General features: G+C 62.7%; 25 protein-coding genes. 17 read left to right on the top strand and 8 right to left on the bottom strand.

Annotation, left to right across the window (positions count from 1 at the left end):
• Positions 1-2: 2 nt before the first annotated feature.
• Complete coding sequence (locus ACIPIJ_RS10835; protein WP_401076088.1) at positions 3-1,466, bottom strand: AMP-binding protein; 1,464 nt, start codon at positions 1,464-1,466, stop codon at positions 3-5.
• Entirely contained in the window at positions 1,456-2,133 is a 678-nt protein-coding gene (locus ACIPIJ_RS10830) for a thermostable hemolysin (RefSeq protein WP_401076086.1), read from the bottom strand. Before ACIPIJ_RS10830 ends, ACIPIJ_RS10835 begins: the two co-directional genes overlap by 11 nt.
• Positions 2,134-2,370: 237 nt before the next feature.
• Here ACIPIJ_RS10830 and ACIPIJ_RS10825 point away from each other — a divergent pair, with 237 nt between their 5' ends.
• Together ACIPIJ_RS10825 and ACIPIJ_RS10820 are read left to right on the top strand one after the other, a co-directional pair.
• Positions 2,371-2,796, top strand: coding sequence for a potassium channel family protein (locus tag ACIPIJ_RS10825; RefSeq protein ID WP_181106317.1), 426 nt, complete (start codon positions 2,371-2,373; stop codon positions 2,794-2,796).
• Positions 2,797-2,904: 108 nt separating this feature from the next.
• Complete coding sequence (locus tag ACIPIJ_RS10820; RefSeq protein ID WP_401076084.1) at positions 2,905-3,474, top strand: GNAT family N-acetyltransferase; 570 nt, start codon at positions 2,905-2,907, stop codon at positions 3,472-3,474.
• Here ACIPIJ_RS10820 and ACIPIJ_RS10815 read toward each other — a convergent pair.
• The 3 genes from ACIPIJ_RS10815 to ACIPIJ_RS10805 form a co-directional block, all read right to left on the bottom strand.
• Positions 3,453-3,977, bottom strand: a complete 525-nt coding sequence (locus ACIPIJ_RS10815; protein ID WP_401076081.1) for a hypothetical protein — start codon at positions 3,975-3,977, stop codon at positions 3,453-3,455. The genes ACIPIJ_RS10820 and ACIPIJ_RS10815 overlap by 22 nt on opposite strands.
• A gap of 157 nt (positions 3,978-4,134) precedes the next feature.
• Positions 4,135-5,502: an MBL fold metallo-hydrolase RNA specificity domain-containing protein gene (locus ACIPIJ_RS10810; RefSeq protein WP_401076079.1), complete on the bottom strand. Its 1,368-nt coding sequence runs from the start codon at positions 5,500-5,502 to the stop codon at positions 4,135-4,137.
• Positions 5,493-6,419, bottom strand: a complete 927-nt coding sequence (locus ACIPIJ_RS10805; RefSeq protein ID WP_401076076.1) for a universal stress protein — start codon at positions 6,417-6,419, stop codon at positions 5,493-5,495. Before ACIPIJ_RS10805 ends, ACIPIJ_RS10810 begins: the two co-directional genes overlap by 10 nt.
• A gap of 184 nt (positions 6,420-6,603) precedes the next feature.
• Between ACIPIJ_RS10805 and ACIPIJ_RS10800 the strand changes: the two genes are divergently transcribed.
• Entirely contained in the window at positions 6,604-7,152 is a 549-nt protein-coding gene (locus tag ACIPIJ_RS10800; RefSeq protein ID WP_401076073.1) for a GNAT family N-acetyltransferase, read from the top strand.
• 26 nt (positions 7,153-7,178) lie between these two features.
• On the opposite strand, the gene ACIPIJ_RS10795 is transcribed toward ACIPIJ_RS10800, so the two are convergent.
• On the bottom strand, positions 7,179-8,105 hold the full coding sequence (locus ACIPIJ_RS10795; RefSeq protein ID WP_401076070.1) for a universal stress protein: 927 nt from the start codon (positions 8,103-8,105) through the stop codon (positions 7,179-7,181).
• Positions 8,106-8,305: 200 nt separating this feature from the next.
• Here ACIPIJ_RS10795 and ACIPIJ_RS10790 point away from each other — a divergent pair, with 200 nt between their 5' ends.
• From ACIPIJ_RS10790 to ACIPIJ_RS10775, 4 genes are all read left to right on the top strand, one after another.
• A complete protein-coding gene (locus ACIPIJ_RS10790) occupies positions 8,306-9,379 on the top strand; it encodes an NAD(P)-dependent alcohol dehydrogenase (RefSeq protein WP_401076068.1) in 1,074 nt (357 codons plus the stop codon).
• Positions 9,380-9,460: 81 nt separating this feature from the next.
• Positions 9,461-9,649, top strand: a complete 189-nt coding sequence (locus tag ACIPIJ_RS10785; protein WP_401076065.1) for a hypothetical protein — start codon at positions 9,461-9,463, stop codon at positions 9,647-9,649.
• A gap of 1 nt (position 9,650) precedes the next feature.
• On the top strand, positions 9,651-10,457 hold the full coding sequence (locus tag ACIPIJ_RS10780; RefSeq protein ID WP_401076063.1) for a helix-turn-helix domain-containing protein: 807 nt from the start codon (positions 9,651-9,653) through the stop codon (positions 10,455-10,457).
• Positions 10,457-11,695 (top strand): MgtC/SapB family protein, encoded by a 1,239-nt coding sequence (locus ACIPIJ_RS10775; RefSeq protein ID WP_401076061.1) that lies wholly within the window; start codon positions 10,457-10,459, stop codon positions 11,693-11,695. Before ACIPIJ_RS10780 ends, ACIPIJ_RS10775 begins: the two co-directional genes overlap by 1 nt.
• A gap of 47 nt (positions 11,696-11,742) precedes the next feature.
• Here ACIPIJ_RS10775 and paaX read toward each other — a convergent pair whose 3' ends face one another.
• Together paaX and paaY are read right to left on the bottom strand one after the other, a co-directional pair.
• Entirely contained in the window at positions 11,743-12,672 is a 930-nt protein-coding gene (gene paaX / locus ACIPIJ_RS10770) for a phenylacetic acid degradation operon negative regulatory protein PaaX (RefSeq protein WP_401077546.1), read from the bottom strand.
• 77 nt (positions 12,673-12,749) lie between these two features.
• Entirely contained in the window at positions 12,750-13,349 is a 600-nt protein-coding gene (gene paaY, locus ACIPIJ_RS10765; protein WP_401076058.1) for a phenylacetic acid degradation protein PaaY, read from the bottom strand.
• A 281-nt stretch (positions 13,350-13,630) separates the two neighbouring features.
• Here paaY and paaF point away from each other — a divergent pair, with 281 nt between their 5' ends.
• The 10 genes from paaF (at position 13,631) to paaD (ending at position 22,598) form a co-directional block, all read left to right on the top strand.
• The gene (paaF, locus tag ACIPIJ_RS10760; protein WP_401076056.1) at positions 13,631-14,404 is read left to right on the top strand and encodes a 2,3-dehydroadipyl-CoA hydratase PaaF; all 774 of its coding nucleotides are present in this window, start codon (positions 13,631-13,633) and stop codon (positions 14,402-14,404) included.
• A gap of 36 nt (positions 14,405-14,440) precedes the next feature.
• Positions 14,441-15,232: a 2-(1,2-epoxy-1,2-dihydrophenyl)acetyl-CoA isomerase PaaG gene (gene paaG, locus ACIPIJ_RS10755; protein WP_401076054.1), complete on the top strand. Its 792-nt coding sequence runs from the start codon at positions 14,441-14,443 to the stop codon at positions 15,230-15,232.
• A 2-nt stretch (positions 15,233-15,234) separates the two neighbouring features.
• Positions 15,235-16,752, top strand: a complete 1,518-nt coding sequence (gene paaH / locus ACIPIJ_RS10750) for a 3-hydroxyacyl-CoA dehydrogenase PaaH (protein WP_401076051.1) — start codon at positions 15,235-15,237, stop codon at positions 16,750-16,752.
• Entirely contained in the window at positions 16,745-17,200 is a 456-nt protein-coding gene (paaI, locus tag ACIPIJ_RS10745) for a hydroxyphenylacetyl-CoA thioesterase PaaI (protein WP_401076048.1), read from the top strand. Before paaH ends, paaI begins: the two co-directional genes overlap by 8 nt.
• A complete protein-coding gene (gene pcaF / locus ACIPIJ_RS10740; RefSeq protein ID WP_401076045.1) occupies positions 17,193-18,413 on the top strand; it encodes a 3-oxoadipyl-CoA thiolase in 1,221 nt (406 codons plus the stop codon). Before paaI ends, pcaF begins: the two co-directional genes overlap by 8 nt.
• Positions 18,414-18,513: 100 nt before the next feature.
• Positions 18,514-19,833, top strand: coding sequence for a phenylacetate--CoA ligase PaaK (gene paaK, locus ACIPIJ_RS10735; protein ID WP_401076042.1), 1,320 nt, complete (start codon positions 18,514-18,516; stop codon positions 19,831-19,833).
• Positions 19,834-20,014: 181 nt separating this feature from the next.
• A complete protein-coding gene (gene paaA / locus ACIPIJ_RS10730; RefSeq protein ID WP_401076040.1) occupies positions 20,015-21,004 on the top strand; it encodes a 1,2-phenylacetyl-CoA epoxidase subunit PaaA in 990 nt (329 codons plus the stop codon).
• Positions 21,005-21,029: 25 nt separating this feature from the next.
• A complete protein-coding gene (paaB, locus tag ACIPIJ_RS10725) occupies positions 21,030-21,311 on the top strand; it encodes a 1,2-phenylacetyl-CoA epoxidase subunit PaaB (RefSeq protein WP_401076037.1) in 282 nt (93 codons plus the stop codon).
• 8 nt (positions 21,312-21,319) lie between these two features.
• A complete protein-coding gene (gene paaC / locus ACIPIJ_RS10720) occupies positions 21,320-22,078 on the top strand; it encodes a 1,2-phenylacetyl-CoA epoxidase subunit PaaC (RefSeq protein ID WP_401076034.1) in 759 nt (252 codons plus the stop codon).
• Positions 22,065-22,598, top strand: coding sequence for a 1,2-phenylacetyl-CoA epoxidase subunit PaaD (gene paaD, locus ACIPIJ_RS10715; protein WP_401076031.1), 534 nt, complete (start codon positions 22,065-22,067; stop codon positions 22,596-22,598). The genes paaC and paaD overlap by 14 nt, the downstream gene beginning before the upstream one ends.
• Positions 22,599-22,602: the final 4 nt, after the last annotated feature.

Raw genomic sequence — 22,602 nt, 5'->3', positions numbered from 1 at the left:
CCTCACAACGGGATATCGGATAACAGGGAGTGGTAACGCCGCAGGATGGCCTCGCGTCGCGGGCGGCCATTGGCGGTCAGTGTGTCGTCGCTACTGGACAGTGGGCACGGCAGGCGGCGCCAGGCATGTACCCTGGCGTAGTCCGGCAGCAAGGCATTGCACTGCTGCACGGCCTGGTGGATGAGTGCGTCGGGGGTAGCGGGGTCCAACGGCCAGAGTAAAGCCAGGTTCTTTGGCAGAACCTCGCCATGCACAAACGCCTGGGCGATCACACCGCTCTGGGTCAGTTCGGCCTCCACCCATTCCGGATTGACGTTGCGCCCGAAGCTGGTGATGAACTGGTTTTTCTTGCGGCCATCGAGGTACAGGTAGCCCTCCTCGTCGAAGTGGCCGAGGTCGCCTGTGGCCCACCAGCTATCGCAGACAGGTGGTTCCTCCAGATAGCCGAGCAACACCGAGCCCGCCACCAGTACCTCCCCGTCCTCGGCTATACGCACCTGCACATGGGGCAGCGGTTTGCCGACACTGCCCGGGCGGGTTGCGCCAGGCCGGTTCAAGGCCACCACCGAAGCGCACTCGGACAAGCCATAGCCCTCGAATACCGGCAAGCCGATCGCTTCGGCGCGGGCCAGCAGGCTGGGCGCCAACCGGGCACCGCCGACCGCAACGAAGCGCAGCGCCCCCACCCGCATCAGCCCGCGCTCGATGGCAGTGATCAGCCCCATCAACAGCTGTGGCACCAGAATCAGGCTCTGCGCGCCGCTTAGGGCGATGGCCCCCAGCAAGCGCTTGAAATCGACCTGGCTTGCACCGCCCATGCCCAGTTGCGCCTGGGGGTACAGCAGTACATTCGCCCCGGCCATCAATGCGGCGTAGACACCGAGGTTTTCCAGCAGCACACCGAGCGGCAGTACCGCCAGATAACGCTGAGTTTCACTGGGCCGGCTGGCCACCTCCAGTTCCCGGGCGACACGCAACAGGGCTTGGACAGACAAACACACGCCTTTGGGCTTGCCCGTGCTGCCGGAGGTGTAGGTGATCTTGGCGGTACCGGCAGGCAGCGCTGCAGCGGGCTCTGCCTCGCGAACCCAGAACACGTCCTGTTGAGCGAAACCCAGCTCGGCGAGCGTCCCGTGCCATTGCGGGTCGCACAGCACATTGCTGGCACCACTCTGCTCGATGCAATGGCTGAACTGGGCAGTACTGAAGAAAGACGGCACGATCACACAGGGACGTTCGGCAAACAGCGCCGCCAGGTCCCAGAACAGCAACTGCGGGCCATTATCCAAGGCCAGTACCAGCGGGCCTGGCGAACGCTTGCGCAAGCTATGGATGCGCAACCCCACCTCTGCCAGCAACTGCCTGTAGGTGAAGCGCTCGGTCGCCCCTTGCACGGCAATGGCGTTACCGTGATCGCGGGCAAACTTGACCAGCAGTTGATGAAAGCCCTCCAGCTCATGCGGCATGGCCAGTCTCCTGAAAGGCTGTTGGCAACCCCAGGCGCTGGAACACCCCAGCCTTGCTCAAGGCATCGATGCCATGACCGATACTGCCGGCAAAGACTTGCGGATGCTGAATGTAGTAGGTACCCCATTGGTCCACCTGCCCATTCAGCCGAGCCGGGTCGGCCGACGCCAATACCGATGGCACCAACCCCAGGCGCTGGAAACTGTTGATCAGTGTCCTCGCGCCGGTGAACGCCACCCACTTAAGGCCCCGTGTAGCCAGCAGCCAGGTCACCGCTATGATCATGATTCGCGCGCTACCGGCACTGAGCGAGGCCAGGTTGCCGACTTCGACCATGCACTCACGCTCAAGGGTGCAGCCCGCTATGCGTGAAACTGCAGCTTCCACCGGCTCATCCAGGTAGTGCTCGAGAAACAGCGGCCCGCTGCTGGCCAGGCGCAAGCCTGCGGCAGCAACCAGCCGACCATGGCTGTCGTGCAGCGCCAGCAGTTCTGGCAGGTAATGGTGCACATCAGCGTGATGCACGCTGGCAAAACACTGATGAATGAAGTGCTCAATCTCATCGCGTACAGGGTCGTTGTGCAGATGAAGCGATAAGTGGGCGTGATGCTCGATGTGGCTGCCGATAGGCAATGGGAGCAGGCTACTCCACTGAGACTGGGCCATGAAACTTCCCCCGTTTGGGCTTGATGGGGTGAGTATCTGTGGTCAGTCTGAAGGGAATCTGAAGTCACGGATTCGACCTTGGTCGCAGTCCGCGTACTGACCGTTGTAGACAGAACCCGGCACGATAAAAGCGGCTGCAGACCGACCTTTATCAATCACCCAGTGATGTTCAAGCGAAGAACCGGCACGATGGCCTTTATCGGCCAAACTTCTGTCAGGGCCACAGGGGAGCCGTCGATGTTTACCGTCACGCTGATCAACGCGCTGGTAGTGATGCTGGTGGTGGTGATTCATTACGAATGCCTGCTACGCCTGAACGACTGGCTACCGCGGCTCAAGCTCTGGAGCCGGTTTCGCATCGTCATCGGGGTGTTCGGCGCGTTGGCGGCCCACGCACTGGAAGTCTGGTGCTTTGCCCTAGCCTATTACCTGATGGCCAATGCCAAAGGCTGGGGCACGCTGAGCGGCAACTTCGATGGCACCTTCATGGACTGCGTGTACTTCTCATTCACCACCTACACCACCATAGGCTTTGGCGATATCGCGCCAAGTGGCGACCTCAAATACCTCACAGGCCTGCAGGCGCTGACGGGCCTGGTGATGATCACCTGGACGGCCTCCTTTCTGTTTCTGGAAATGCAGAAGTACTGGAAAACCAAGTAGCGAGGCGTGGGTCTATCAGCCCGGCAATTGACAACTATCAAGCGCGCAAACAGCGTCGCGTTGAAACTGTACCTCCTTTGTACACCCCAACATGTAAGGAGGCTTGCCATGGCATCCGCCGAAATACCCCGTCCCCCCGCCGCAGCGTCATTTCCTGCCACCACCGGCGAACACTGGATCGAAGCGCTCGACAACGGCACCCATGTGCTGATCAGGCCTTTGCAGCCCAAAGACCGCCAGCGCGAGAAGAACTTTATTGAACGCCTGTCGCCACAGTCGCGCCACTTCCGCTTCCTGTGCCAGCTCAAGGAGCCTGGCGAAGCCATGTTGGATCAACTGATGGTCGTTGACCAGGCCCAGCAAATGGCCTACGTGGCCCTCGCCCATGTCGACGGTGAGCTGCAGGAGGTGGGTATTTCCCGTTACGCCACCGGTTCGGATGTTGAAGATTGCGAGTGCGCCGTCACCGTCCTCGATAGCTGGCAGCGTCACGGTTTGGGCACATTGCTGCTCCGGCACCTGATCGACCACGCCCGCGCCCAGGGCCTGCGGCACATGTATTCCATGGACGCTGCGGCCAATGTGGCGATGCGCGACCTGGCACAGGCAGCAGGGTTTACCAGCGCCAGAGATCCGGATGACCCGAGCCAGCTGATTCACCGGCTTTCGCTGGGCTGATGCGGTGCCGCGGCGGTGGCCTCTGGCAGCAGGTCCAGTTGCTCCAGGCACTGCCGCTCATCGGCCGCGGTCACCCCCTCGAACGCCCTGACTTCAAGCAACGGCGTATTGAACAGGGCCAGCCGGATGACGCCGTTGCGATCCAGAAAACTTTGCGCCAGGCACTGGCAGACCGATTTGGCCACCAGTGCGGCGAACGCTCGATCCTCTGGCAGATCAATCTGTGCCTGCAAGTTGGTCTCGCACCCGCTCACAATGCCTTGTACGGAACGGCTGGCGAGCACGAGTGTGCTTATGCCCAGCACGGCCAACAGTAGCAGCATGCCCAGCATAATGTTCGACTCTCTGGCCACACCCCGGACCAAGGCAAGCCTCGCTTGCCAACCTGTCCCCTGCCCGGAAAAAATGGTCTCGCCCACAGCGCCCTTGAAACAGCGGTGCACGGCCAACCCGACCGCTGCGCTCAGCGCCAGCACTGCCAGCACAATGACCGGGGCACGCATGGGCAGCCGCCAGGCCGGGCCCAGCACCTGATACACCGAGGCGGCAACCACCAGCGTGGCAATTGCCGCGATCCATCCAAGGCTGCCCCTGGGCCGTGTTACCCAGGCCCTGAGCTTTGCCCTTGCTTGCATATTCATGAGAACCTCCAGCACCGTGCTAGCGCACAGGGTCTATGGCAACCGTTTCCAGGTGCTCGGGCACGCACACCTGCCAGCCGAGCTCAAGGCTTATCCGTCGACGCAAGGTGTCCGCAGCATGCGGTTCGCCATGAATGACGTAGGTTTGCCGCGGTGGCCGGGTGAAACCGCGCAACCACTCCATGATTTCGTCGGCATCCGCATGCGCCGACAGGTTGTCCATAGCAAACACCTGTGCCCGAATCGGCACGTCTTCGCCATGCAGGCGCACGCTGCGCGCCCCGGCGACAATATCGGCCCCCCGGGTACCGCCTGCCTGAAAGCCAGAGAACAGGATGCTGTTGTGCGGATTGGGCGCCAGCGCCTTCAGGTGGTGCAACACCCGCCCCCCGGTCGCCATACCGCTGGCGGCGATGATGACCGCAGGTTCGCGCAGCTGATCCAGGCGCCTGGACTCATCGACTGTGCGGATGAAATGCGTGCCTTTGCACATCTGCGCACACTCCAGCGCCGTCAGGCGGTGCTCAACCCTGAACTGCCGGTACAGGGCCGTGGCATCCGTCGCCATCGGGCTGTTGAGGTACACCGGTAGATCCGGTATCAGCCCGTCGCGCTTGAGCGTGTACAGGTAGTACATCAACAACTGTGCACGGCCAACGGCGAACGAAGGCACCAACGTGATGCCATGGCGCAGCAGGGTCTGGTTGATCACATCGGCCAGGTAACGTTCCGCGGGCTGGGCAGGGTGCGAACGGTCACCATAGGTCGACTCCACCAGCAGCACATCCGCTGCCTCGATCAGTTCGGGCGCACGCATGACAGGGTCCCGGGGCCGCCCCAGATCGCCGGATGACACTACCGTCTGGCCATCCACCTTCAGCTCCACGGTCGCCGCGCCCAGAATGTGCCCAGCCGTGCGCAGCAACAGCTCGACACCGGGCGCGATCTGAGTGCGATGGTGCAACGCGACGGGCCTGAACAGCTGCAATGCGCGCTTAGCGTCCTGCTCGGTGTACAAGGGGCGGGCCGGCGAATGCTTGGAATAGCCATGACGATTGGCATGTTCGGCCTGCTCCTCCTGCAGCCGGGCGCTGTCGAGCAACAGGATTTCAGCCAGGGCACAGGTCGCAGGGGTGGCATATACAGGCCCGCTGAAGCCCTCGCGCGCCAACACCGGCAGGTATCCGCTGTGGTCCAAGTGCGCATGCGTAAGCACTACCGCATCGACCGCACGCAGTGCCGCCGGCAGTGGCTCCCAATTACGCAAGCGCAGTTGCTTGTAGCCCTGGAAAAGCCCGCAGTCGATCAGCACCCGTGTCGAATCACGCGTCAGCAGGAACTTGCTGCCCGTCACCGTGCCCGTACCGCCGAAAAAGGTCAGTTGCATGGCGTTGGCTCCCAGGTGTCGATCACGCAGGGATGAACGGACAGTACGCTGCACGGTGGATCGCTCACCATACGTTCGGTGGTGTCGCCCAGAAGCTTGCTCAAACCCTTGGGCTGTACTACCCCCAGGACCACCACGTCGATATCCAGGGCCGCCACCTGCTCCCGGATCACGTGCACTGCCCCGCCTTCCTTGAAATGCCGGCAATCGAGGGGCACACCTTCGGCATCGGCCAATGCATCGAAGGACTCCTGCAAGGCATCACGCATCTCCTCGACCCAGGTCTGCGCAACCAGCATGTCCGGGGCAAACACACCAACCAGGTCATATGCCGAGAGCAGGTGCAACTGCGCATCGCATTGCAGCGCCAGGGCATCGGCTGCCCGGATGAGGGCGCGGTTGAATAGCATCTGGGCATCGGGTTCATCGTGCAAGGCGGTGTCCACGGCTACCAGTATGCGTTTGGGCAAGGGCGCGGCTGCCCGGGGCACGAAATGCATCAAGCCTTGGCACGACCGCATCAGCGCGCAATCCAGCGGCGTGCCGAAAAACCGGGCCAGTGCCGGTGTTGTTTCGGTGTCCTTGATGACCATATCGGGCTTGAGCTCGCGGATGTAGTCGGCTGCCTGGTCGCGCAGGTCTTCTGCCTTGACGGTATCGAGCGTCAGATAGGCATTACTGGACCGGTGACGTTCGACCAGTTCCTCAAGCTGCTTGCGATAGAGCCCGTATTGGCGCTGCATCTCGGCTTCGTTCAGCCGTTCCTGACGCAACGGATGCGCCTCGTATGGCTCGAACAGCCCAACGATATGCACCGCTGCGCCGCTGACATGCGCCAGGGCAAGTGCCCGGTGCAGTGCCGCCGAGTGCGGGTCTATGTCTGTAAGCAGCACCAGCAGTTGTCGATACTGATCCATGGGAAACCTCCGGCCGCACGCGGCGATGGCAAGTAGCATTGATCTTCGAGCGCCCTACCCTTCAGCGCTTGATGCAAATCAGAAAATCATCACCTGCGCACCCACTTGATCAATGTCAGAACCGTACCGACGCCTCACGGTACAACCAGTACAGCCCACGTTGATCAGGCCCTCTGGAGGCCCTATGAACAATCAGTTGCTGGAAACCGAAGACATGAGGGAGCACTGGGTAGACACCCTTGCTGACGGCACAGCCGTGCTGATTCGCCCGCTGCGCGATGATGATCACGAACGGGACAGACGCTTTATGAGCACGATCAGCCATGAGGCCCGGCGCTTTCGTTTTCTCGCCGGACTCAGCGGTGGCTTGCCCGGCCTTGACGCGCAGTTGATGCCGGTCGACGGTCACCAGCGCATGGCCTACGTAGCGCTGGCCCATGCGAATGGCCAGCTGCATCAGCTTGGCGTAAGCCGCTATGCCGCAACCCCGGGTAGCCACAATTGCGAATGTGCCGTCGCTGTCGGTGAACAATGGCAACGCAAAGGGCTGGGTAAGCTGTTGCTGCAGCACCTGATCGAAGCGGCTCGGCGCAATGGCTACCAGTGCATGGTGTCCAGGGACCTGTCGAGCAACTACGCCATGCACCGGCTGACCAAGGCGCTGGGCTTCAGTTCGCGCTACCTGGGCGGCGATGTCAGCGAAATCCTCCATGAGCTTAATCTGCGCGCCTGAAACAAGGCCCTTGCGGGCCTTGCACTTCAACCTTGCGAATGCTCGGGCGAGATCACCAGAACACTGCTGCTGAGCCGATGCAGGATCCGCTCGGCCGTACTGCCGATAAACCAGTCGATACCCTGATGGTGGTAGCTCCCCATCACCAGCACATCGATATCGTTGGTGTCCATGAACAGCGCCAGCACCTTGGTCGGGTCCCCCAACCGCATGTGGCGGTGCTCGGCGGGAATCCCGTTGCGTTCGGCCAATACCTGAAAGGCATCGGCCTGAGCCTCGTGAAGTGTCCGTGACAGGTTCGAATCGAACAGGAATGAATGTTCCCGACTGCCTTCGCTGTCCAGGTACATGGAACCCATATCGTAGGCATACAGCAGTTCGATCTGGGCGTTGCATTGCAAGGCCAGCTTGAGAGCTTCGCTAATGATATGGTCGTTGAAGCCTTCGAACTGATCCTCAAGGCGCGAAAGGTCAACCGCTGCAAGTATCCGACGCGGCAGGGCATTGCTGGCGTTGTGTACCAGGTGTAGAGGAATTCGGGTGTCGCGCAGCAACTGCACGTCGAGCGAGGTGAACATGGCTCGCATCCACCACGGCTCATGCTCCAGCCCCTTGATCAGCAAGGCGAACGGCTGCTCACGCAGATGCACTTGGATCTCGTCCAGCGGATGCTGCACCCACAAAACCTCCGTGGTTACCGTCACGCCGTTGCGGCGCATCGACAGTGCCTGGGCTTCCAGCCATGCACGGTGTTGCTGAACATAGCCCTCGCGCATGACCGCCAACGCCTGGTCGTTGACCAGCCCGGCAGTGGCCAGACCCTCAAGGTAGTCAAAGGCGACGATGTGCAGTGGCATGCCCTTGGCTTTGGCCAGCGCCGCCGCACGGTCATAGACCGGTGTACGGCGCATCAAGGGCGATGCGATCAGAAGAAGCCGTTGCGGGTTGGTCATGGCACACCTCTGCGGGCTTGATGAGTACCTTGATGATCTGCCAGCGGCGCCTGTGCGGTTTGATGTTTATCAAAAGGCAGAGGGCACTGATCAGCGGCTGCCGCCGCTCGACGCAAAATTGATACGGATCAAGACTTACACGCTTTTTAAGCGCACGCTGTAGTTGCCAACAAAAATCAGTGATGCCCCGGAGGCATGCCATGGCACTCATGAAAGCGGCCATTTACGTCGAAAAGAACCGCATCGTGCTGGAGGACAAGCCCATCCCTGAAATCGGCCCGCTAGATGCGCTGATGCGCATCAGCACCACGACGATCTGTGGCACCGATGTGCATATCCTGCGTGGCGAGTATCCAGTGGCCAAGGGGCTGACCGTCGGCCACGAGCCAGTGGGTGTCATCGAAAAACTGGGCTCAGAGGTGCGCGGCTTCCACGAAGGGCAGCGCGTCATCGCTGGCGCCATCACCCCGAGCGGCCACAGCAATGCCTGCCTGTGTGGCTGTGGCGCCCAGGACGGCGCCGGTACGGCGCATGGATTCAAGGCCATCGGTGGCTGGAAGTTCGGCAATGTCATCGACGGCTGCCAAGCTGAATACGTGCGGGTGCCGGACGCGATGGCCAACCTCTCCCCCATTCCTGACAGCCTCAACGACGAACACGTGCTGATGTGCCCCGATATCATGTCCACCGGCTTTTCCGGTGCAGAACGCGGGGGCGTGACAATCGGCGATACCGTCGCCGTGTTCGCCCTGGGCCCGATCGGCCTGTGCGCGGTCGCCGGCGCCAAGATGCTGGGCGCCACCACCATCATCGGCGTGGACACCGTGGCGGCGCGCATCAGCGTGGCACGCCAAATGGGTGCTTCACACGTAGTCGATTTCAAGCAAGGCAACGTGGTGGCGCAGATCATGGCACTGACCGATGGCCGTGGCGTGGATGTAGCCATCGAAGCGCTGGGTACCCAGGCCACCTTCGAATGGGCACTGCGGGTGCTGCGCCCCGGCGGCACATTGTCCAGCCTAGGCGTGTACAGCGCCGACCTGCGCATCCCCGTGGATGCATACGCTGCCGGCCTTGGCGATTACCGCATTGTGAGCACACTGTGCCCCGGCGGCAAAGAGCGGATGCGCCGGTTGATGGCGGTGGTCGCCAGTGGCCGCGTAGACGTTTCGCCCTTGGTTACCCACCGTTTCCGGCTCGATGATATCGAAGCTGCCTACGAATTGTTCGCCAACCAGCGCGACGGCGTAATGAAAGTGGCGATCACGCCCTGATCCTCGCCACGCCGTTGGCAAGGACGCCATTGTCCCCTATCGATATGCAGTCCGTTTCTCATGCATGCACTGGAGGTTCCAATGAACGTCTACGTTGAGAAAAGCGCCAACGACAATCGCTGGTGGGTACACATGGACGAGTGGCGGGTGAGTTTCAGAACACCCATAGAAGCCGAACAGTTTGTGGGCGTGCTGACCGCCCGCCTCAACGCGCCTCACTCACTGAACAAGATCGCCACCGTCGCTCTCAGACCTGCGAAGGAGGCATGAAATGTCGGGCCTGACCGACTTTCAGCTGCTCGGGCAGCCTGCGCCAAAGTGCAAACCACCGCCCATTCATTTCAAACCACTGTCATGCCGGTGCAGTGAGTGCCGGGTCAACGGCTTGTGTTTGCCTACGGGTTTGCCCATGCACTGCAACAGTTATTTCGGCGCACTGATCGGCCCTCGTATCCGGGTCAGGAAGGGGGCTGCGGTGTTCAACGCAAATATGCCCTTGAGTAGCCTGTATGCGGTGCACTCAGGCAGCTTCAAGACGAACCTGAACAACGCCGAAGGCCAGGGTGTGATCATCAACTTCTGGATGCCAGGGGACGTACTGGGGCTCGATGCCATAGCCACCGAGCGTCATGTCTGTGATGCCATCGCCCTGGAAGACAGCGAAGTGTGCCCGGTGCCCTATCATCGCCTGCAAGCCCTGGCGCGTGATTTCCCAACGCTGCAACAGAGCTTGAACCGCCTGATGAGCAGGGAGATTATCCGCGAGCATGAGCGCGTGCTGATGCTCTGCAACCTCTCTGCCGAGCAGCGGCTTGCCAGTTTCCTGCTGAGCCTTTCCCGGCGCTTCGTCAGCCGCGGCTATTCATCCCACGGTTTCATGTTGCGCATGTCTCGCGAAGACATCGCCTCCTACCTCGGGCTGCGCCTGGAAACCATATGCCGCTCGGTCGCTCACTTACGCGGTTTGGGTATCGTCAACCTGCACGGCCGGCTGGTGGATATCCTCGACATGCCAGCGCTGATCGCGCTCGAACGGGGTTCCCCGGGCAGCTTTGCCATCGCCCCGGTGCAGACCTGATGCTCGACCTGGTGAACTTGGCTCACGGGGCGGTGGCATTGGGCATCGGCATGCTGGTTGGCCTTGAACGGGAGCGCAAGAAGGTCAACGGTGAGGCTCCGGCAGCAGCGGGTTTGAGAACCTTTACAATCACCGCCCTGCTGGGGTATGTCTGCCATGTAATGGCTGGCCCGGTTCTGGTCGGCGTCGCATTGGTGGGCATAGCGCTGCTGTTGGCCATTTACCACCGCACAAAACCCGACGAAGATTCGGACATTACCAGCGCAATTGCCTTGCTGCTGGTGTTGGTGTTGGGAGGTCTGACAGTCGAACACCCCGAGCTGGCAACCGCCATCGGTATCGTACTCACCCTACTGCTGGCCCTGAGGCGTGAGCTTCATCGTTTCGTGCTGCAGCAACTAAGCGAGGCCGAACTGCGCGATGGCTTGTTGCTCCTCACCGTATCGCTGGTTGTGCTGCCGTTGACGCCGGACCGGTTCATTGGCCCCTACGGGGTACTGAACCCGCGGGTGGTCTGCACGCTGGTCGTGTTACTGATGGCAGTCGGTGCGCTAGGGCATATCGCCATGCGCCTGCTGGGGCCGCGCTATGGCTTGGCCCTGAGTGCGATCGCATCCGGGTTTGCCTCTGGCTCAGCGACCATTGCCGTGCTTGGCCATCAAGCACGAAAGCAGGACTCGTTCATGCGCGCGTTCGCCGCTGCGGCGGTGCTGTCCAACCTCGCCACCCTTGTCCAGTTTGGTTTGGTACTTGGCGTTGTCGACGTGCGCCTGCTGCGCCCGTTCTGGCCATCTATAGGTCTCGGTATGCTGGTCACGCTCATTTACGGCGTGCTGTTGCTGGCGCCTTGGCGCCCTGTGCCAGTCTGCCCCGCGACCAAGCCTGGCAGCGGTGCTTTCAGCCTGTTCACAGCACTGCTCATCACGCTAGCAATTACCTGCATTGCATTGTTCTCGGCGTTTCTGCTCGAGCAACTTGGTCACAAAGGGGTCAGCATTGCAGCGTTTATCAGTGGCTTGGGCGATGCGCATGCCGCAACTGCTTCGATCGCCTCGCTCGTTACTGCAGGCCAGCTGAACAGTGCTGACCTGACGTTACCGGCAATGATGGCGCTCACAGGGAATACCGTGACCAAATGCGCACTGGCTTGGAGCAGCGGCGGATCTCCGTTCGCTCGCCACCTCATTCCGGCTCAGCTCATCATTCTTGGCACGCTATGGCTTGCATTGTTGATCTGATACTTCAGCCTCTGACACCAAGGTAACCGCTTCATCCTGCAAACGTTTCACTGATAAGCCAGCCCACCAAATCGTTTGTAGAAACTCTCGTTGACGTCCGGCAACGGCCCGTCGGCGGTTTCCAGCGCACTGTTCAGCCACGCCTCCGCCTTGGCAACCACCAGCCGGTACAGGTTACGACACAACTGTCGCGCCGCCCTGCCTTCCCAATCACCCGGCAATAATTCATCGGGCAATTGCGGGTCACGCAGCAGCAACCTGCGGTATTCGTGAATCAGCAAGGTACGGGCCAGGAAGCAGTCTTCGGGGTTGAGCTCGTCCAGCTCTTTCAAGCCCTGCCACAATGGCCGGAACAACTGGATGAACTCGCTGTACTGTTGCCCAAGCTCATCAATCCGCCAGCTTTCCCGAACCTGAGCGCGCATGGCCTTGGAGGCCAGCACTTCCTGAGCATGGGTCTCGAACACGATGCTGTCGTCGCTCGCCTCCAGCTCGCGCAGGGTCGCGGCCAGGTCGGTGCGGTCCGCGCGTGGGCAGCCCAGTACATTCGGCGCCATCGCACCGAAACCCTGCCATTCCAGCTCTTCGCGCACGGCCTTGCGTTTGCCGGCGTCGAGTTGCGACAGCAAAACCAGGGTCCAGGCGCCGTCCCAGGCCGGCTGGCTGGGGCTGTAGACACGCTTGAAGGCTTTCTCGAAGCGCCTGCGACCGGTGCCGGTGAGGCTGTAATAGCTGCGCCGGCCGACCTTTTCTGCGGTGAGCCAGCCTTCCTTGGTCAGGCGAAAGATCGAGGTGCGGATCAACCGTTCGTTGATGCCGATCGGTTCCAGCAGGTTGATCAGGCTACCGAGCCAGACCGTGCCGCCATGGGGCTCGATGGCATCGCCGTAGAGGGTGATGATCAGCGAACTGGCGCGGATTGGGGTCTGCTCCTGGAAACGGGTGATCAGGTGGTTCAGCGGGGCGAGGTTGCTCATGGAGGAACTGTGCGCGGAGAAAGCACCGACTATACCTGTGCGGCGGCCTCCCTGGCCATTACGCGCTGCAGTCAGGTTCATGCGCCCTCCTCGCCTTTGGGCCGCAAGCCGCAGTCGCCCATGCGCGGGCGCTCAACCTCCACCTCAGACAGTGGTGGGCACTCCACCAGGCTGGCCATGCAGCGTTGGCTGAGGTGTTGATATTCGGCCGTGCCGCGCTGCTTCCAGCTGAGCTCCTGGTCGGTCAGCGGGCGTTTGGCCTGGGCAGGTGAGCCGATCACCAGGCTCTGTTCATCGCACTCGAAGCCCGCCTTGACGAAGGATGTTGCACCGACGATGCAACGGGGCGCGATATGAGCACCGTCCATGACCACCGCATTCATGCCGATCAGCGCGTCGGCGCCGACGCGGCAGCCATGCAGCACCGCGCCATGGCCGACATGGCCGTTGCGCTCGACCACGGTGTCGCCGCCCGGGAAGCCATGCATCACACAGGTGTCCTGCAGGTTGGCACCCTCCTCCAGGACGATGCGGCCGAAATCCCCGCGCAGCGAGGCCAGCGGCCCTACGTAGCAGCGCGGGCCGACGATGACATCACCGATCAGTACGGCGCTTGGGTGTACGTAGGCCGTGGGGTCGACGACGGGAGTCAGGCCATCGAGTCGGTAGCAAGGCATGCTTTTACCCTCATATCATTTTAAGAATTCAGCAATCGCGTATCACAAAAACCCAGGGGGCGAATCGTCGTCAATATGCTGATACATATACATAATTTCTATCCAGGCAAATTTTTTTGCGATCAATTGAGATACACGATACGACATTACATGTTGATTGTCTGTATCACATGATGGTTATATTGATCCCACCTGGGCACGCTTCCCCGTTGCCCCTGCAGACAATTCCAATAAACGCCGGCCATGCGATGCGCCGTGCGAAGCAGCCTGAGGACCCCCACATGCCGCGCTATCTCGATGTGCAGGCGCCTGAACATGGCGTTCGCCTCGTCATCCTGCACCGCCCAGAGGCCCTCAATGCCCTGTGCACCGAACTGTTGGCAGAGCTGGCCGCAGAACTGGACGCTGCCCAAGCCGATGAGCAAACCCGCGCAGTCGTCATCACCGGCAGCCGCAAGGCCTTCGCGGCCGGTGCCGATATTTGCGAAATGGCCGAGCGCGACCTGATCGGCATTCTCAATGACCCGCGTGTTGCCCACTGGCAACGCATCGCCGCCTTCTCCAAGCCCCTGATCGCCGCCGTGAACGGCTACGCCCTGGGCGGTGGCTGCGAACTGGTGATGTGCGCCGACATCGTGATCGCTGGCAGCGATGCCCGCTTTGGCCAGCCGGAAATCAACCTCGGCATCATCCCGGGCGCCGGCGGCACTCAGCGTTTACTGCGCGCCGTCGGCAAGCCCTTGGCGATGCAAATGGTGCTCACCGGCGAAGCGATCGATGCTCGGCATGCCTTGCAGGCCGGCCTGGTCAGCGAAATCACCCAGCCTGAACTGACGGTGGAACGCGCCACGCAGGTCGCCCGCAGCATCGCCGCCAAAGCGCCGCTGGCGGTACGCCTGGCCAAGGAGGCATTGCTCAAGGCCGGCGACACCGACCTTGCCAGCGGCCTGCGCTTCGAGCGTCACGCCTTCACCTTGCTGGCCGGCACCGCCGACCGCGACGAAGGCATCCGCGCCTTCCAGGAAAAACGCCCGGCCCAGTTCAAAGGCCGTTGACCAGCCCTTCCCATCGTTTGACGGAGCGAGCCTTCCATGACGTTCGAGCACATTCTGTTTTCCATCGAGGGTGGTGTTGCCCAGCTCATCCTGAACCGGCCCGAGCAACTCAACAGCTTCAACACGCAGATGCACCTGGAAGTGCGCGAGGCACTCAAACAGGTGCGCCAGAGCAGCGAAGCCCGTGTGCTGCTGCTGACCGGCGAAGGCCGTGGTTTCTGCGCAGGCCAGGACCTGTCCGACCGCAATGTCGCCCCTGGGGCGGCGATGCCTGACCTGGGTGAGTCCATCGACAGGTTCTACAACCCGCTGGTGCGTACCCTGCGCGACCTGCCGCTGCCGGTCATCTGCGCGGTCAATGGCGTTGCGGCGGGCGCTGGGGCGAACATTCCGTTAGCGTGCGATCTGGTGCTTGCCGCCCGTTCGGCCAGTTTCATCCAGGCCTTCTGCAAGATCGGCCTGGTACCTGACTCAGGTGGCACCTGGCTGCTCCCACGCCTGGTCGGCATGGCCCGGGCCAAGGCGCTGGCCATGCTCGGTGAGCGCCTGAGTGCCGAGCAGGCACAGCAATGGGGCTTGATCCACCGCGTGGTCGATGATGCCGCGCTACGCGACGAGGCCATCGCCCTCGCCCGTCATCTGGCCAGCCAGCCGACCTACGGCCTGGCGCTGATCAAGCGCAGCCTCAATGCCAGCTTCGACAATGGCTTAGACCAGCAACTGGAGCTTGAGCGCGACCTGCAGCGCCTGGCCGGGCGCAGTGAGGATTATCGTGAAGGTGTCAGCGCCTTCATGAACAAACGCACACCCGAATTCAAAGGGCGTTGAGCATGAACGCACTGAACAGCGATGCCCTGGTGGCAGTCATCGGTGCCGGCGCCATGGGGGCCGGCATTGCCCAGGTGGCCGCCCAGGCAGGCCACCCGGTAAAACTCTACGACAACCGCCCTGGAGCAGCGGCGCAGGCCGTGGCCGGCATCGACCGCCAGCTCGGGCGCCTGGTGGAAAAAGGCAAGCTGCAGCCTGATGCGCGCGCAGCCATCACTGCGCGGCTGCAGCCTGTGGAGGTGATCGAAGCCCTGGCCGATGCCCGGCTGGTGATCGAGGCCATCGTCGAGCACCTGCAGGTCAAGCAAAGCTTGCTGCGCGAGCTTGAAGCGCTGTGTGCACCAGACTGCATCCTCGCCAGCAATACCTCGTCCTTGTCGATCACCAGCCTCGCGGCAGGCCTTGACCGGCCGCAGAACGTGGTCGGCATGCACTTCTTCAACCCGGCGCCAGTGATGGCACTGGTCGAAATCGTGTCGGGCCTGGCCACCGAGCCGGGCGTTGCGGCGATGCTTTATGGCACGGCAAAGGCCTGGGGTAAAAAGCCGGTCCATACCCGCTCCACGCCCGGTTTCATCGTTAATCGCGTTGCGCGGCCCTTCTATGCCGAAAGCCTGCGCCTGCTACAGGAAGGCGCGGCCGATTGCGCAACGCTGGATGCCTTGCTGCGCGACGCCGGTGGTTTCCGCATGGGCGCGTTCGAGCTCACCGACCTGATCGGGCATGACGTCAACTACGCCGTCACCTGTTCGGTGTTCGATGCCTTCTATGGTGATTTCCGCTTCCAGCCCTCGCTGGTGCAAAAGGAACTGGTCGACGCTGGGCGCCTGGGACGCAAGAGCGGGCACGGCTTCTATAGCTACGTCGAGGGCGGCGAGCGTCCGCCTGCGGCTGAACTGGCCAGCGCACTGACGGTTGAGGGCTGTGTGATCGAAGGCAATCTCGGCGCGCTTCAGCCGTTGGTCGAGCGCTTGCGCGACAGTGGGCTGGCCATTACCGAACGCGCAGGCAATGGCGTGATCCACGTCGGCGACGCGACCCTTGCGCTTTGTGATGGGCGCCTGGCTAGCCAGCGTGCTCGGGAAGATGGCCTGCGCAACCTGGTGCTGATCGACCTGGCCCTGGATTACCGCACGGCCTCGCGCATCGCCATCAGCTGGTCGGCCGCCACCACCGCCACCGCTCGTGACCAGGTCGTTGCACTGCTGCAACGTGCAGGTATCACGGTGACTGCGGTTGCCGACCTGCCTGGCTTGGTGGTGCTGCGTACCGTCGCCATGCTTGCCAACGAAGCTGCCGACGCCGTACTGCAGGGCGTCGGCAGCGCCGCCGACATCGACCTGGCCCTGTGTGCCGGCGTCAATTACCCGCGTGGCCCATTGGCCTGGGCCGAGCAGATCGGCCTAGGTTACACACTGCGCGTACTGGAGAACCTGCAATTCAGCTACGGCGAAAGCCGCTACCGCCCTTCCCTGCTGCTACGCCGCAGCCACGCCCAAGGAGCCCGCCTGCATGACTGACCTGCAACGCACCCCGGACGAACTGGCCCAGGCCTGCGCCGATGCGATGTTCTCCCGCGACCAGGCCAGCCAGGCCCTGGGCATCAGCCTGCTGGCTGCCGGCGCCGGCCACGCGCGCCTGGGCATGGCGGTGCGGCCCGATATGGTCCAGGGCCACGGCACCTGCCACGGCGGCTTCCTGTTCGCCCTCGCCGACTCGGCCTTTGCCTTTGCCTGCAACAGTTACGACGAAGCGACGGTAGCCTTGGGCTGCAGCATCGACTATGTCGCCCCGGCACTGTGCGGCGATGTGCTCACTGCCAGCGCGACCGAACTGAGCCGCAAGGGCCGCACCGGGTTGTACGACGTGCGCATCGAAAACCAGCGCGGCGAACTGGTCGCCCTGTTCCACGGCAAATCCTACAAAGTGCGCGGCACCGTGCTCGCGCAGGAGACCGCAAATGACTGAACACACTCCTTTCGATGCGCTGATCATCGATGCCGTGCGCACGCCAATCGGCCGGTACGGCGGCGCGCTCAGCAGCGTGCGCGCCGACGACCTGGCCGCCGTACCGATCAAGGCGCTGGTCGCACGCCACCCTGAGCTGGACTGGAGCGCCATCGACGACGTGATCCTCGGCTGTGCCAACCAGGCCGGTGAAGACAACCGCAACGTCGCGCGCATGGCCGCGCTGCTGGCCGGCCTGCCGACCCGCGTGCCGGGCACCACCCTCAACCGCCTGTGCGGTTCTGGCATGGACGCCATCGGCAATGCCGCCCGCGCCCTGCGCTGCGGTGAGGCCGGGTTGATACTGGCGGGTGGGGTCGAATCGATGTCGCGTGCACCGTTTGTCATGGGCAAATCGGAACAGGCCTTTGGCCGTAGCGCCGAGCTGTTCGACACGACGATTGGCTGGCGTTTCGTCAACAAACTGATGCACGCCGAATACGGCATCGATTCGATGCCAGAGACGGCTGAAAACGTCGCCGAACAGTTCGCCATTTCCCGTGCCGACCAGGATGCCTTTGCCTTGCGCAGCCAGCACAAGGCCGCCGCAGCCCAGGCCCGCGGTCGCCTGGCGCGTGAGATCGTGCCGGTCGAGATCGCCCAGCGCAAAGGCCCGGCCATTCGCGTCGAGCAGGATGAACACCCGCGGGCCGACACCACGCTGGAGCAACTGGCCAAGCTCGGCACCCCGTTCCGCCAGGGCGGGAGCGTCACCGCAGGCAACGCCTCCGGGGTCAACGATGGCGCCTGTGCGCTGTTGCTGGCCAATAGCGAAGCGGCTCGCCGCCACGGGCTCAAGGCGCGCGGGCGGATTGTCGGCATGGCCGTGGCCGGGGTCGAACCACGCATCATGGGCATCGGCCCGGTACCTGCGACGCGCAAGTTGCTGGCACTGACCGGCCTGGCGCTGGCCGACATGGACGTGATCGAACTCAATGAGGCGTTCGCTGCCCAGGGCCTGGCCGTGCTGCGCGAGTTGGGCTTGGCCGACGACGATGCGCGGGTCAACCGCAACGGCGGCGCCATTGCGCTGGGCCACCCGCTGGGCATGAGCGGTGCACGCCTGATCACCACCGCCCTGCACGAGCTGGAAGAAACCGCCGGACGCTACGCCTTGTGCACAATGTGCATCGGCGTCGGCCAAGGCATTGCCATGGTCATCGAGCGCCTCTGACCAATGGCGTGTTACTGAACGCGACGCCGCCGGTTATGCTGCGTCCATGACACTCACGGCCGCCCTGCGGCCGGTCTACAAGAACAATTCGAGTGATGCCATGAACATGTACCATGATGCCGATCGTGCCCTGCTGGACCCGATGGAAACCGCCAGTGTCGACGCCTTGCGCCAGCATCAGCTGGAGCGTCTGCGCTGGAGCCTGCAACACGCCTACGACAACGTCCCGCTTTACCGCAAACGCTTTGACGAATGCGGCGCTCACCCGGATGACCTGAAATCGCTCGACGACCTGGCGAAGTTCCCCTTCACCGGCAAGAACGACCTGCGCGACAACTACCCCTACGGCATGTTCGCCGTGCCCCAGCAGGAGGTCGTGCGCCTACATGCCTCCAGCGGCACCACCGGCAAGCCGACCGTGGTCGGCTACACCCAGAACGACATCGACACCTGGGCCAACGTGGTCGCCCGTTCGATCCGCGCCGCTGGGGGGCGCAAAGGCGACAAGGTGCATGTGTCCTACGGCTATGGCCTGTTTACTGGCGGCCTGGGCGCGCACTACGGTGCCGAACGCCTGGGTTGCACGGTGATCCCCATGTCGGGCGGCCAAACCGAGAAGCAGGTGCAGCTGATTCGCGACTTCCAGCCTGACATCATCATGGTCACCCCGTCGTACATGCTCAACCTCGCCGACGAGATCGAGCGCCAGGGCATCGACCCGCACGACCTCAAGCTGCGCCTGGGCATCTTCGGTGCCGAGCCCTGGACCGACGAGCTGCGCCGCTCCATCGAGCAGCGCCTGGGCATCGATGCGCTGGATATCTATGGCCTGTCCGAGATCATGGGCCCAGGCGTGGCCATGGAATGCCTCGAAACCAAGGATGGCCCGACCATCTGGGAAGACCACTTCTACCCCGAAATCATCGACCCGGTGACTGGCGCAGTGCTGCCGGACGGTCAGCTCGGCGAGCTGGTGTTCACCTCGCTGAGCAAGGAGGCGCTGCCGATGGTGCGCTACCGCACCCGCGACCTGACCCGTTTGCTGCCTGGCACGGCGCGGCCGATGCGGCGCATTGGCAAGATCACCGGGCGCAGTGACGACATGCTGATCATCCGCGGGGTCAACGTATTCCCGACGCAGATTGAGGAGCAGGTGCTTAAAATAAAACACCTTTCAGAGCTGTATGAAATACATCTGTATCGCAATGGGAATCTGGACAGTGTCGAGGTGCATGTGGAGCTTCGTGCCGAGTGCCAGGCGATGGAGGAAGGCCAGCGCAAGCTGCTTACCGGTGAACTGACCCAGCAAATCAAGACCTACATCGGCATCAGCACCCACGTTCGGCTACAGCCTTGCGGGACGCTCAAGCGCTCTGAGGGCAAGGCGTGTCACGTGTTCGACAAACGCTTGGCTAGCTGACCTATCAGCTGCCTGTTGCGCCCCGGCCTGGTCCGGGGCTTTTTTTTGCGTTGAATCTGAAGGCCTCTTCGCGGGCCAAGCCCGCATGTGATACACAAATCATATTTGATACATTCAAAACTGTTTGACGTTATGTTTTGTATCGCTTACAAATGACTCATGCCTTAGCAGGAGTCGGAACATGTACGCACAGCTAGTGGAAACCGGAGTCAAACGCGTCAAGGCGCTGGACGAGATGTCGCCTGAAGAGCGCAACTTCCAGGAAAAAATCGACGCCGAGATCAAGATCGAAGCCAAGAACTGGATGCCCGATGCCTATCGCCAGACCCTGATCCGGCAGATCTCCCAGCACGCCCATTCGGAAATCGTCGGCATGCTGCCCGAAGGCAACTGGGTCACCCGCGCCCCCAGCCTCAAGCGCAAACTGCAACTGATGGCCAAGATCCAGGACGAAGCCGGCCACGGCCTGTACCTGTACAGCGCCATGGAGACCCTCGGCGCCGACCGCGACGAAGAAATTGCCAAGCTGCACAGCGGCAAGGCCAAGTACTCGAGCATCTTCAACTACCCGACCCTGAGCTGGGCGGACATGGGCGCCGTGGGCTGGCTGGTCGATGGCGCCGCCATCGTCAACCAGGTAGTGCTGCAGCGCACCTCCTACGGCCCGTATTCCCGCGCGATGATCCGCATCTGCAAGGAAGAAAGCTTCCACCAGCGCCAGGGCTACGAGCTGCTGCTGACCATGATGCGCCAGGGCACCCAGGCGCAGAAGGACATGGTCCAGGACGCCATCAACCGCCTCTGGTGGCCGGCGTTGATGATGTTCGGCCCCAGCGACGAACACTCCCCCAACAGCGCCCAGTCGATGGCCTGGAAAATCAAGCGCCAGACCAACGACGAGCTGCGCCAACGCTTCATCGACCAGACTGTGCCGCAGCTCGAACTGCTCGGCTGCACGGCGCCCGATCCTGACCTGAAATGGAACGAAGCCCGCGGCCACTACGACTTCGGCGCCATCCAGTGGGACGAGTTCTACGAAGTTATCAAGGGCAACGGCCCGTGCAACCAGGAGCGTGTCGCCACCCGGCGCAAGGCCATCGAGGATGGCGCCTGGGTGCGCGAAGCCGCTGTGGCCTACGCACGCAAGCAACAGAACAAAAACGCCGCCTGAGCGGCGATTGATGCGGAGATCTGAAATGTCTGTCTGGACCCTCTATGAAGTGTTCGTGCGCAGCAAGCACGGCCTGAACCACAAGCATGTCGGCAGCGTGCACGCCGCCGACGCCGCCATGGCCATCGAGAACGCGCGCGAGCTGTACACCCGTCGCAGCGAAGGGGTCAGCCTGTGGGTGGTGCCTTCGGCACTGATCACCGCCTCCTCGCCTGACGATAAAGACCCGCTGTTCGCGCCGTCGGACGACAAGGTCTACCGCCACGCCAGCTTCTATGAACTGCCCGACGAAGTGGGGCACATGTGAGGTTGACCATGCACAAGCACGATCTCATCCCTTACCTGCTGTTGCTCGGTGACAGCGCCCTGGTCCAGGGTCAGCGCCTGTGCGAGTGGTGCGGCCACGCACCGGCACTGGAAGAAGAATTGGCCTTGATGAACGTCGGCCTCGACCTGGTGGGCCAAGCGCGCAACTGGCTGGAGTACGCCGCCGAGTTGCTGGACGACGGCCGCGACGCCGACGCCCTGGCTTTTAGCCGTGACGAGCGGGCGTACCGTAACCTGTTGCTGGTCGAACAGCCCAATGGCGACTTTGCCGTGACCATGGCCAAGCAGTTCTTCTATGACGCCTGGCACCACGCCGTGCTTCAGCGGTTGGTCGACTCCAGCGACGGGCGGATTGCCGGCATCGCTGCCAAAGCACTCAAGGAAGTCACCTACCACCTGCGCCGCTCGGCTGAATGGGTGCAGCGCCTGGGCGGTGGCACTGACGAAAGCCGTCGGCGCATGCTCGAAGCGATCCCGGCACTATGGCGCTTCACTGTCGAGCTCGCGGCGGGCAGCGATCACGAAGGGCAGATGGCCCAAGCCGGTATTGCGGCCGACCCGGCACAGGTGGGCGCGGATTGGCTCAAGCAGGTCAGCGCCGTCTTCACCTCGGTCGACCTGCCCCTGCCCCAGGCTGCCAGCCATTTCTACCTCAGTGGGCGCCAAGGGCTGCACACCGAACACCTGGGCCTGCTGCTGGCCGAGATGCAGTTCCTGCCAAGGGCTTACCCCGATGCAACCTGGTGAGCTGATCGCCGGTGACCGTGGCGCCCGGGCGCCGCGCGGCGACGACCTGGCGCGGGCCTGGGAAGTGCTGGGCGAGGTCATGGACCCGGAAGTGCCGGTGGTCAGCGTGGTCGACCTGGGCATTGTCCGCGACCTGGGCTGGCGTGACGGCCACCTGCACCTGGTGGTCACGCCCACCTACTCCGGTTGCCCCGCCACCGAAGTGATCGAGGGCGATATCCGCCAGGCGCTGGAGCAGGCCGGTTTTCCCGCGCCAGGCCTGGAGCGCCGGCTGACCCCGGCCTGGAGCACCGACTGGATCAGCGCCTTGGGCCGTGAACGCCTGCATGCCTACGGCATCGCCCCTCCAAGCGGCAGCGCCAGCAAGCGCAGCCTGCTCGGCGAGCCCCCCCAGGTGTGTTGCCCGCAGTGCGGCAGCCACCACACCGAACTGCTCAGCCAGTTCGGCTCCACGGCCTGCAAGGCGCTGTACCGCTGCCGCGAGTGCCTGGAGCCGTTCGACTATTTCAAATGCATTTGAGCCG

Source organism: Pseudomonas sp. NPDC087185 (genome assembly GCF_044744955.1).
In the GTDB taxonomy this organism is placed as follows: Bacteria; Pseudomonadota; Gammaproteobacteria; order Pseudomonadales; family Pseudomonadaceae; genus Aquipseudomonas.
Note: the sequence above shows the minus strand (reverse complement) of the source record. Positions and strands in the feature narration are given on the sequence as shown.

Bases quoted from the DNA above. Each gene is read 5' to 3' on its own strand.
- ACIPIJ_RS10835 (WP_401076088.1), bottom strand. From the start codon at position 1,466: ATGCCGCATGAGCTGGAGGGCTTTCATCAACTGCTGGTCAAGTTTGCC.
- ACIPIJ_RS10830 (WP_401076086.1), bottom strand. From the start codon at position 2,133: ATGGCCCAGTCTCAGTGGAGTAGCCTGCTCCCATTGCCTATCGGCAGC.
- ACIPIJ_RS10825 (WP_181106317.1), top strand. From the start codon at position 2,371: ATGTTTACCGTCACGCTGATCAACGCGCTGGTAGTGATGCTGGTGGTG.
- ACIPIJ_RS10820 (WP_401076084.1), top strand. From the start codon at position 2,905: ATGGCATCCGCCGAAATACCCCGTCCCCCCGCCGCAGCGTCATTTCCT.
- ACIPIJ_RS10815 (WP_401076081.1), bottom strand. From the start codon at position 3,977: ATGCGTGCCCCGGTCATTGTGCTGGCAGTGCTGGCGCTGAGCGCAGCG.
- ACIPIJ_RS10810 (WP_401076079.1), bottom strand. From the start codon at position 5,502: ATGCAACTGACCTTTTTCGGCGGTACGGGCACGGTGACGGGCAGCAAG.
- ACIPIJ_RS10805 (WP_401076076.1), bottom strand. From the start codon at position 6,419: ATGGATCAGTATCGACAACTGCTGGTGCTGCTTACAGACATAGACCCG.
- ACIPIJ_RS10800 (WP_401076073.1), top strand. From the start codon at position 6,604: ATGAACAATCAGTTGCTGGAAACCGAAGACATGAGGGAGCACTGGGTA.
- ACIPIJ_RS10795 (WP_401076070.1), bottom strand. From the start codon at position 8,105: ATGACCAACCCGCAACGGCTTCTTCTGATCGCATCGCCCTTGATGCGC.
- ACIPIJ_RS10790 (WP_401076068.1), top strand. From the start codon at position 8,306: ATGGCACTCATGAAAGCGGCCATTTACGTCGAAAAGAACCGCATCGTG.
- ACIPIJ_RS10785 (WP_401076065.1), top strand. From the start codon at position 9,461: ATGAACGTCTACGTTGAGAAAAGCGCCAACGACAATCGCTGGTGGGTA.
- ACIPIJ_RS10780 (WP_401076063.1), top strand. From the start codon at position 9,651: ATGTCGGGCCTGACCGACTTTCAGCTGCTCGGGCAGCCTGCGCCAAAG.
- ACIPIJ_RS10775 (WP_401076061.1), top strand. From the start codon at position 10,457: ATGCTCGACCTGGTGAACTTGGCTCACGGGGCGGTGGCATTGGGCATC.
- paaX (WP_401077546.1), bottom strand. From the start codon at position 12,672: ATGAGCAACCTCGCCCCGCTGAACCACCTGATCACCCGTTTCCAGGAG.
- paaY (WP_401076058.1), bottom strand. From the start codon at position 13,349: ATGCCTTGCTACCGACTCGATGGCCTGACTCCCGTCGTCGACCCCACG.
- paaF (WP_401076056.1), top strand. From the start codon at position 13,631: ATGCCGCGCTATCTCGATGTGCAGGCGCCTGAACATGGCGTTCGCCTC.
- paaG (WP_401076054.1), top strand. From the start codon at position 14,441: ATGACGTTCGAGCACATTCTGTTTTCCATCGAGGGTGGTGTTGCCCAG.
- paaH (WP_401076051.1), top strand. From the start codon at position 15,235: ATGAACGCACTGAACAGCGATGCCCTGGTGGCAGTCATCGGTGCCGGC.
- paaI (WP_401076048.1), top strand. From the start codon at position 16,745: ATGACTGACCTGCAACGCACCCCGGACGAACTGGCCCAGGCCTGCGCC.
- pcaF (WP_401076045.1), top strand. From the start codon at position 17,193: ATGACTGAACACACTCCTTTCGATGCGCTGATCATCGATGCCGTGCGC.
- paaK (WP_401076042.1), top strand. From the start codon at position 18,514: ATGAACATGTACCATGATGCCGATCGTGCCCTGCTGGACCCGATGGAA.
- paaA (WP_401076040.1), top strand. From the start codon at position 20,015: ATGTACGCACAGCTAGTGGAAACCGGAGTCAAACGCGTCAAGGCGCTG.
- paaB (WP_401076037.1), top strand. From the start codon at position 21,030: ATGTCTGTCTGGACCCTCTATGAAGTGTTCGTGCGCAGCAAGCACGGC.
- paaC (WP_401076034.1), top strand. From the start codon at position 21,320: ATGCACAAGCACGATCTCATCCCTTACCTGCTGTTGCTCGGTGACAGC.
- paaD (WP_401076031.1), top strand. From the start codon at position 22,065: ATGCAACCTGGTGAGCTGATCGCCGGTGACCGTGGCGCCCGGGCGCCG.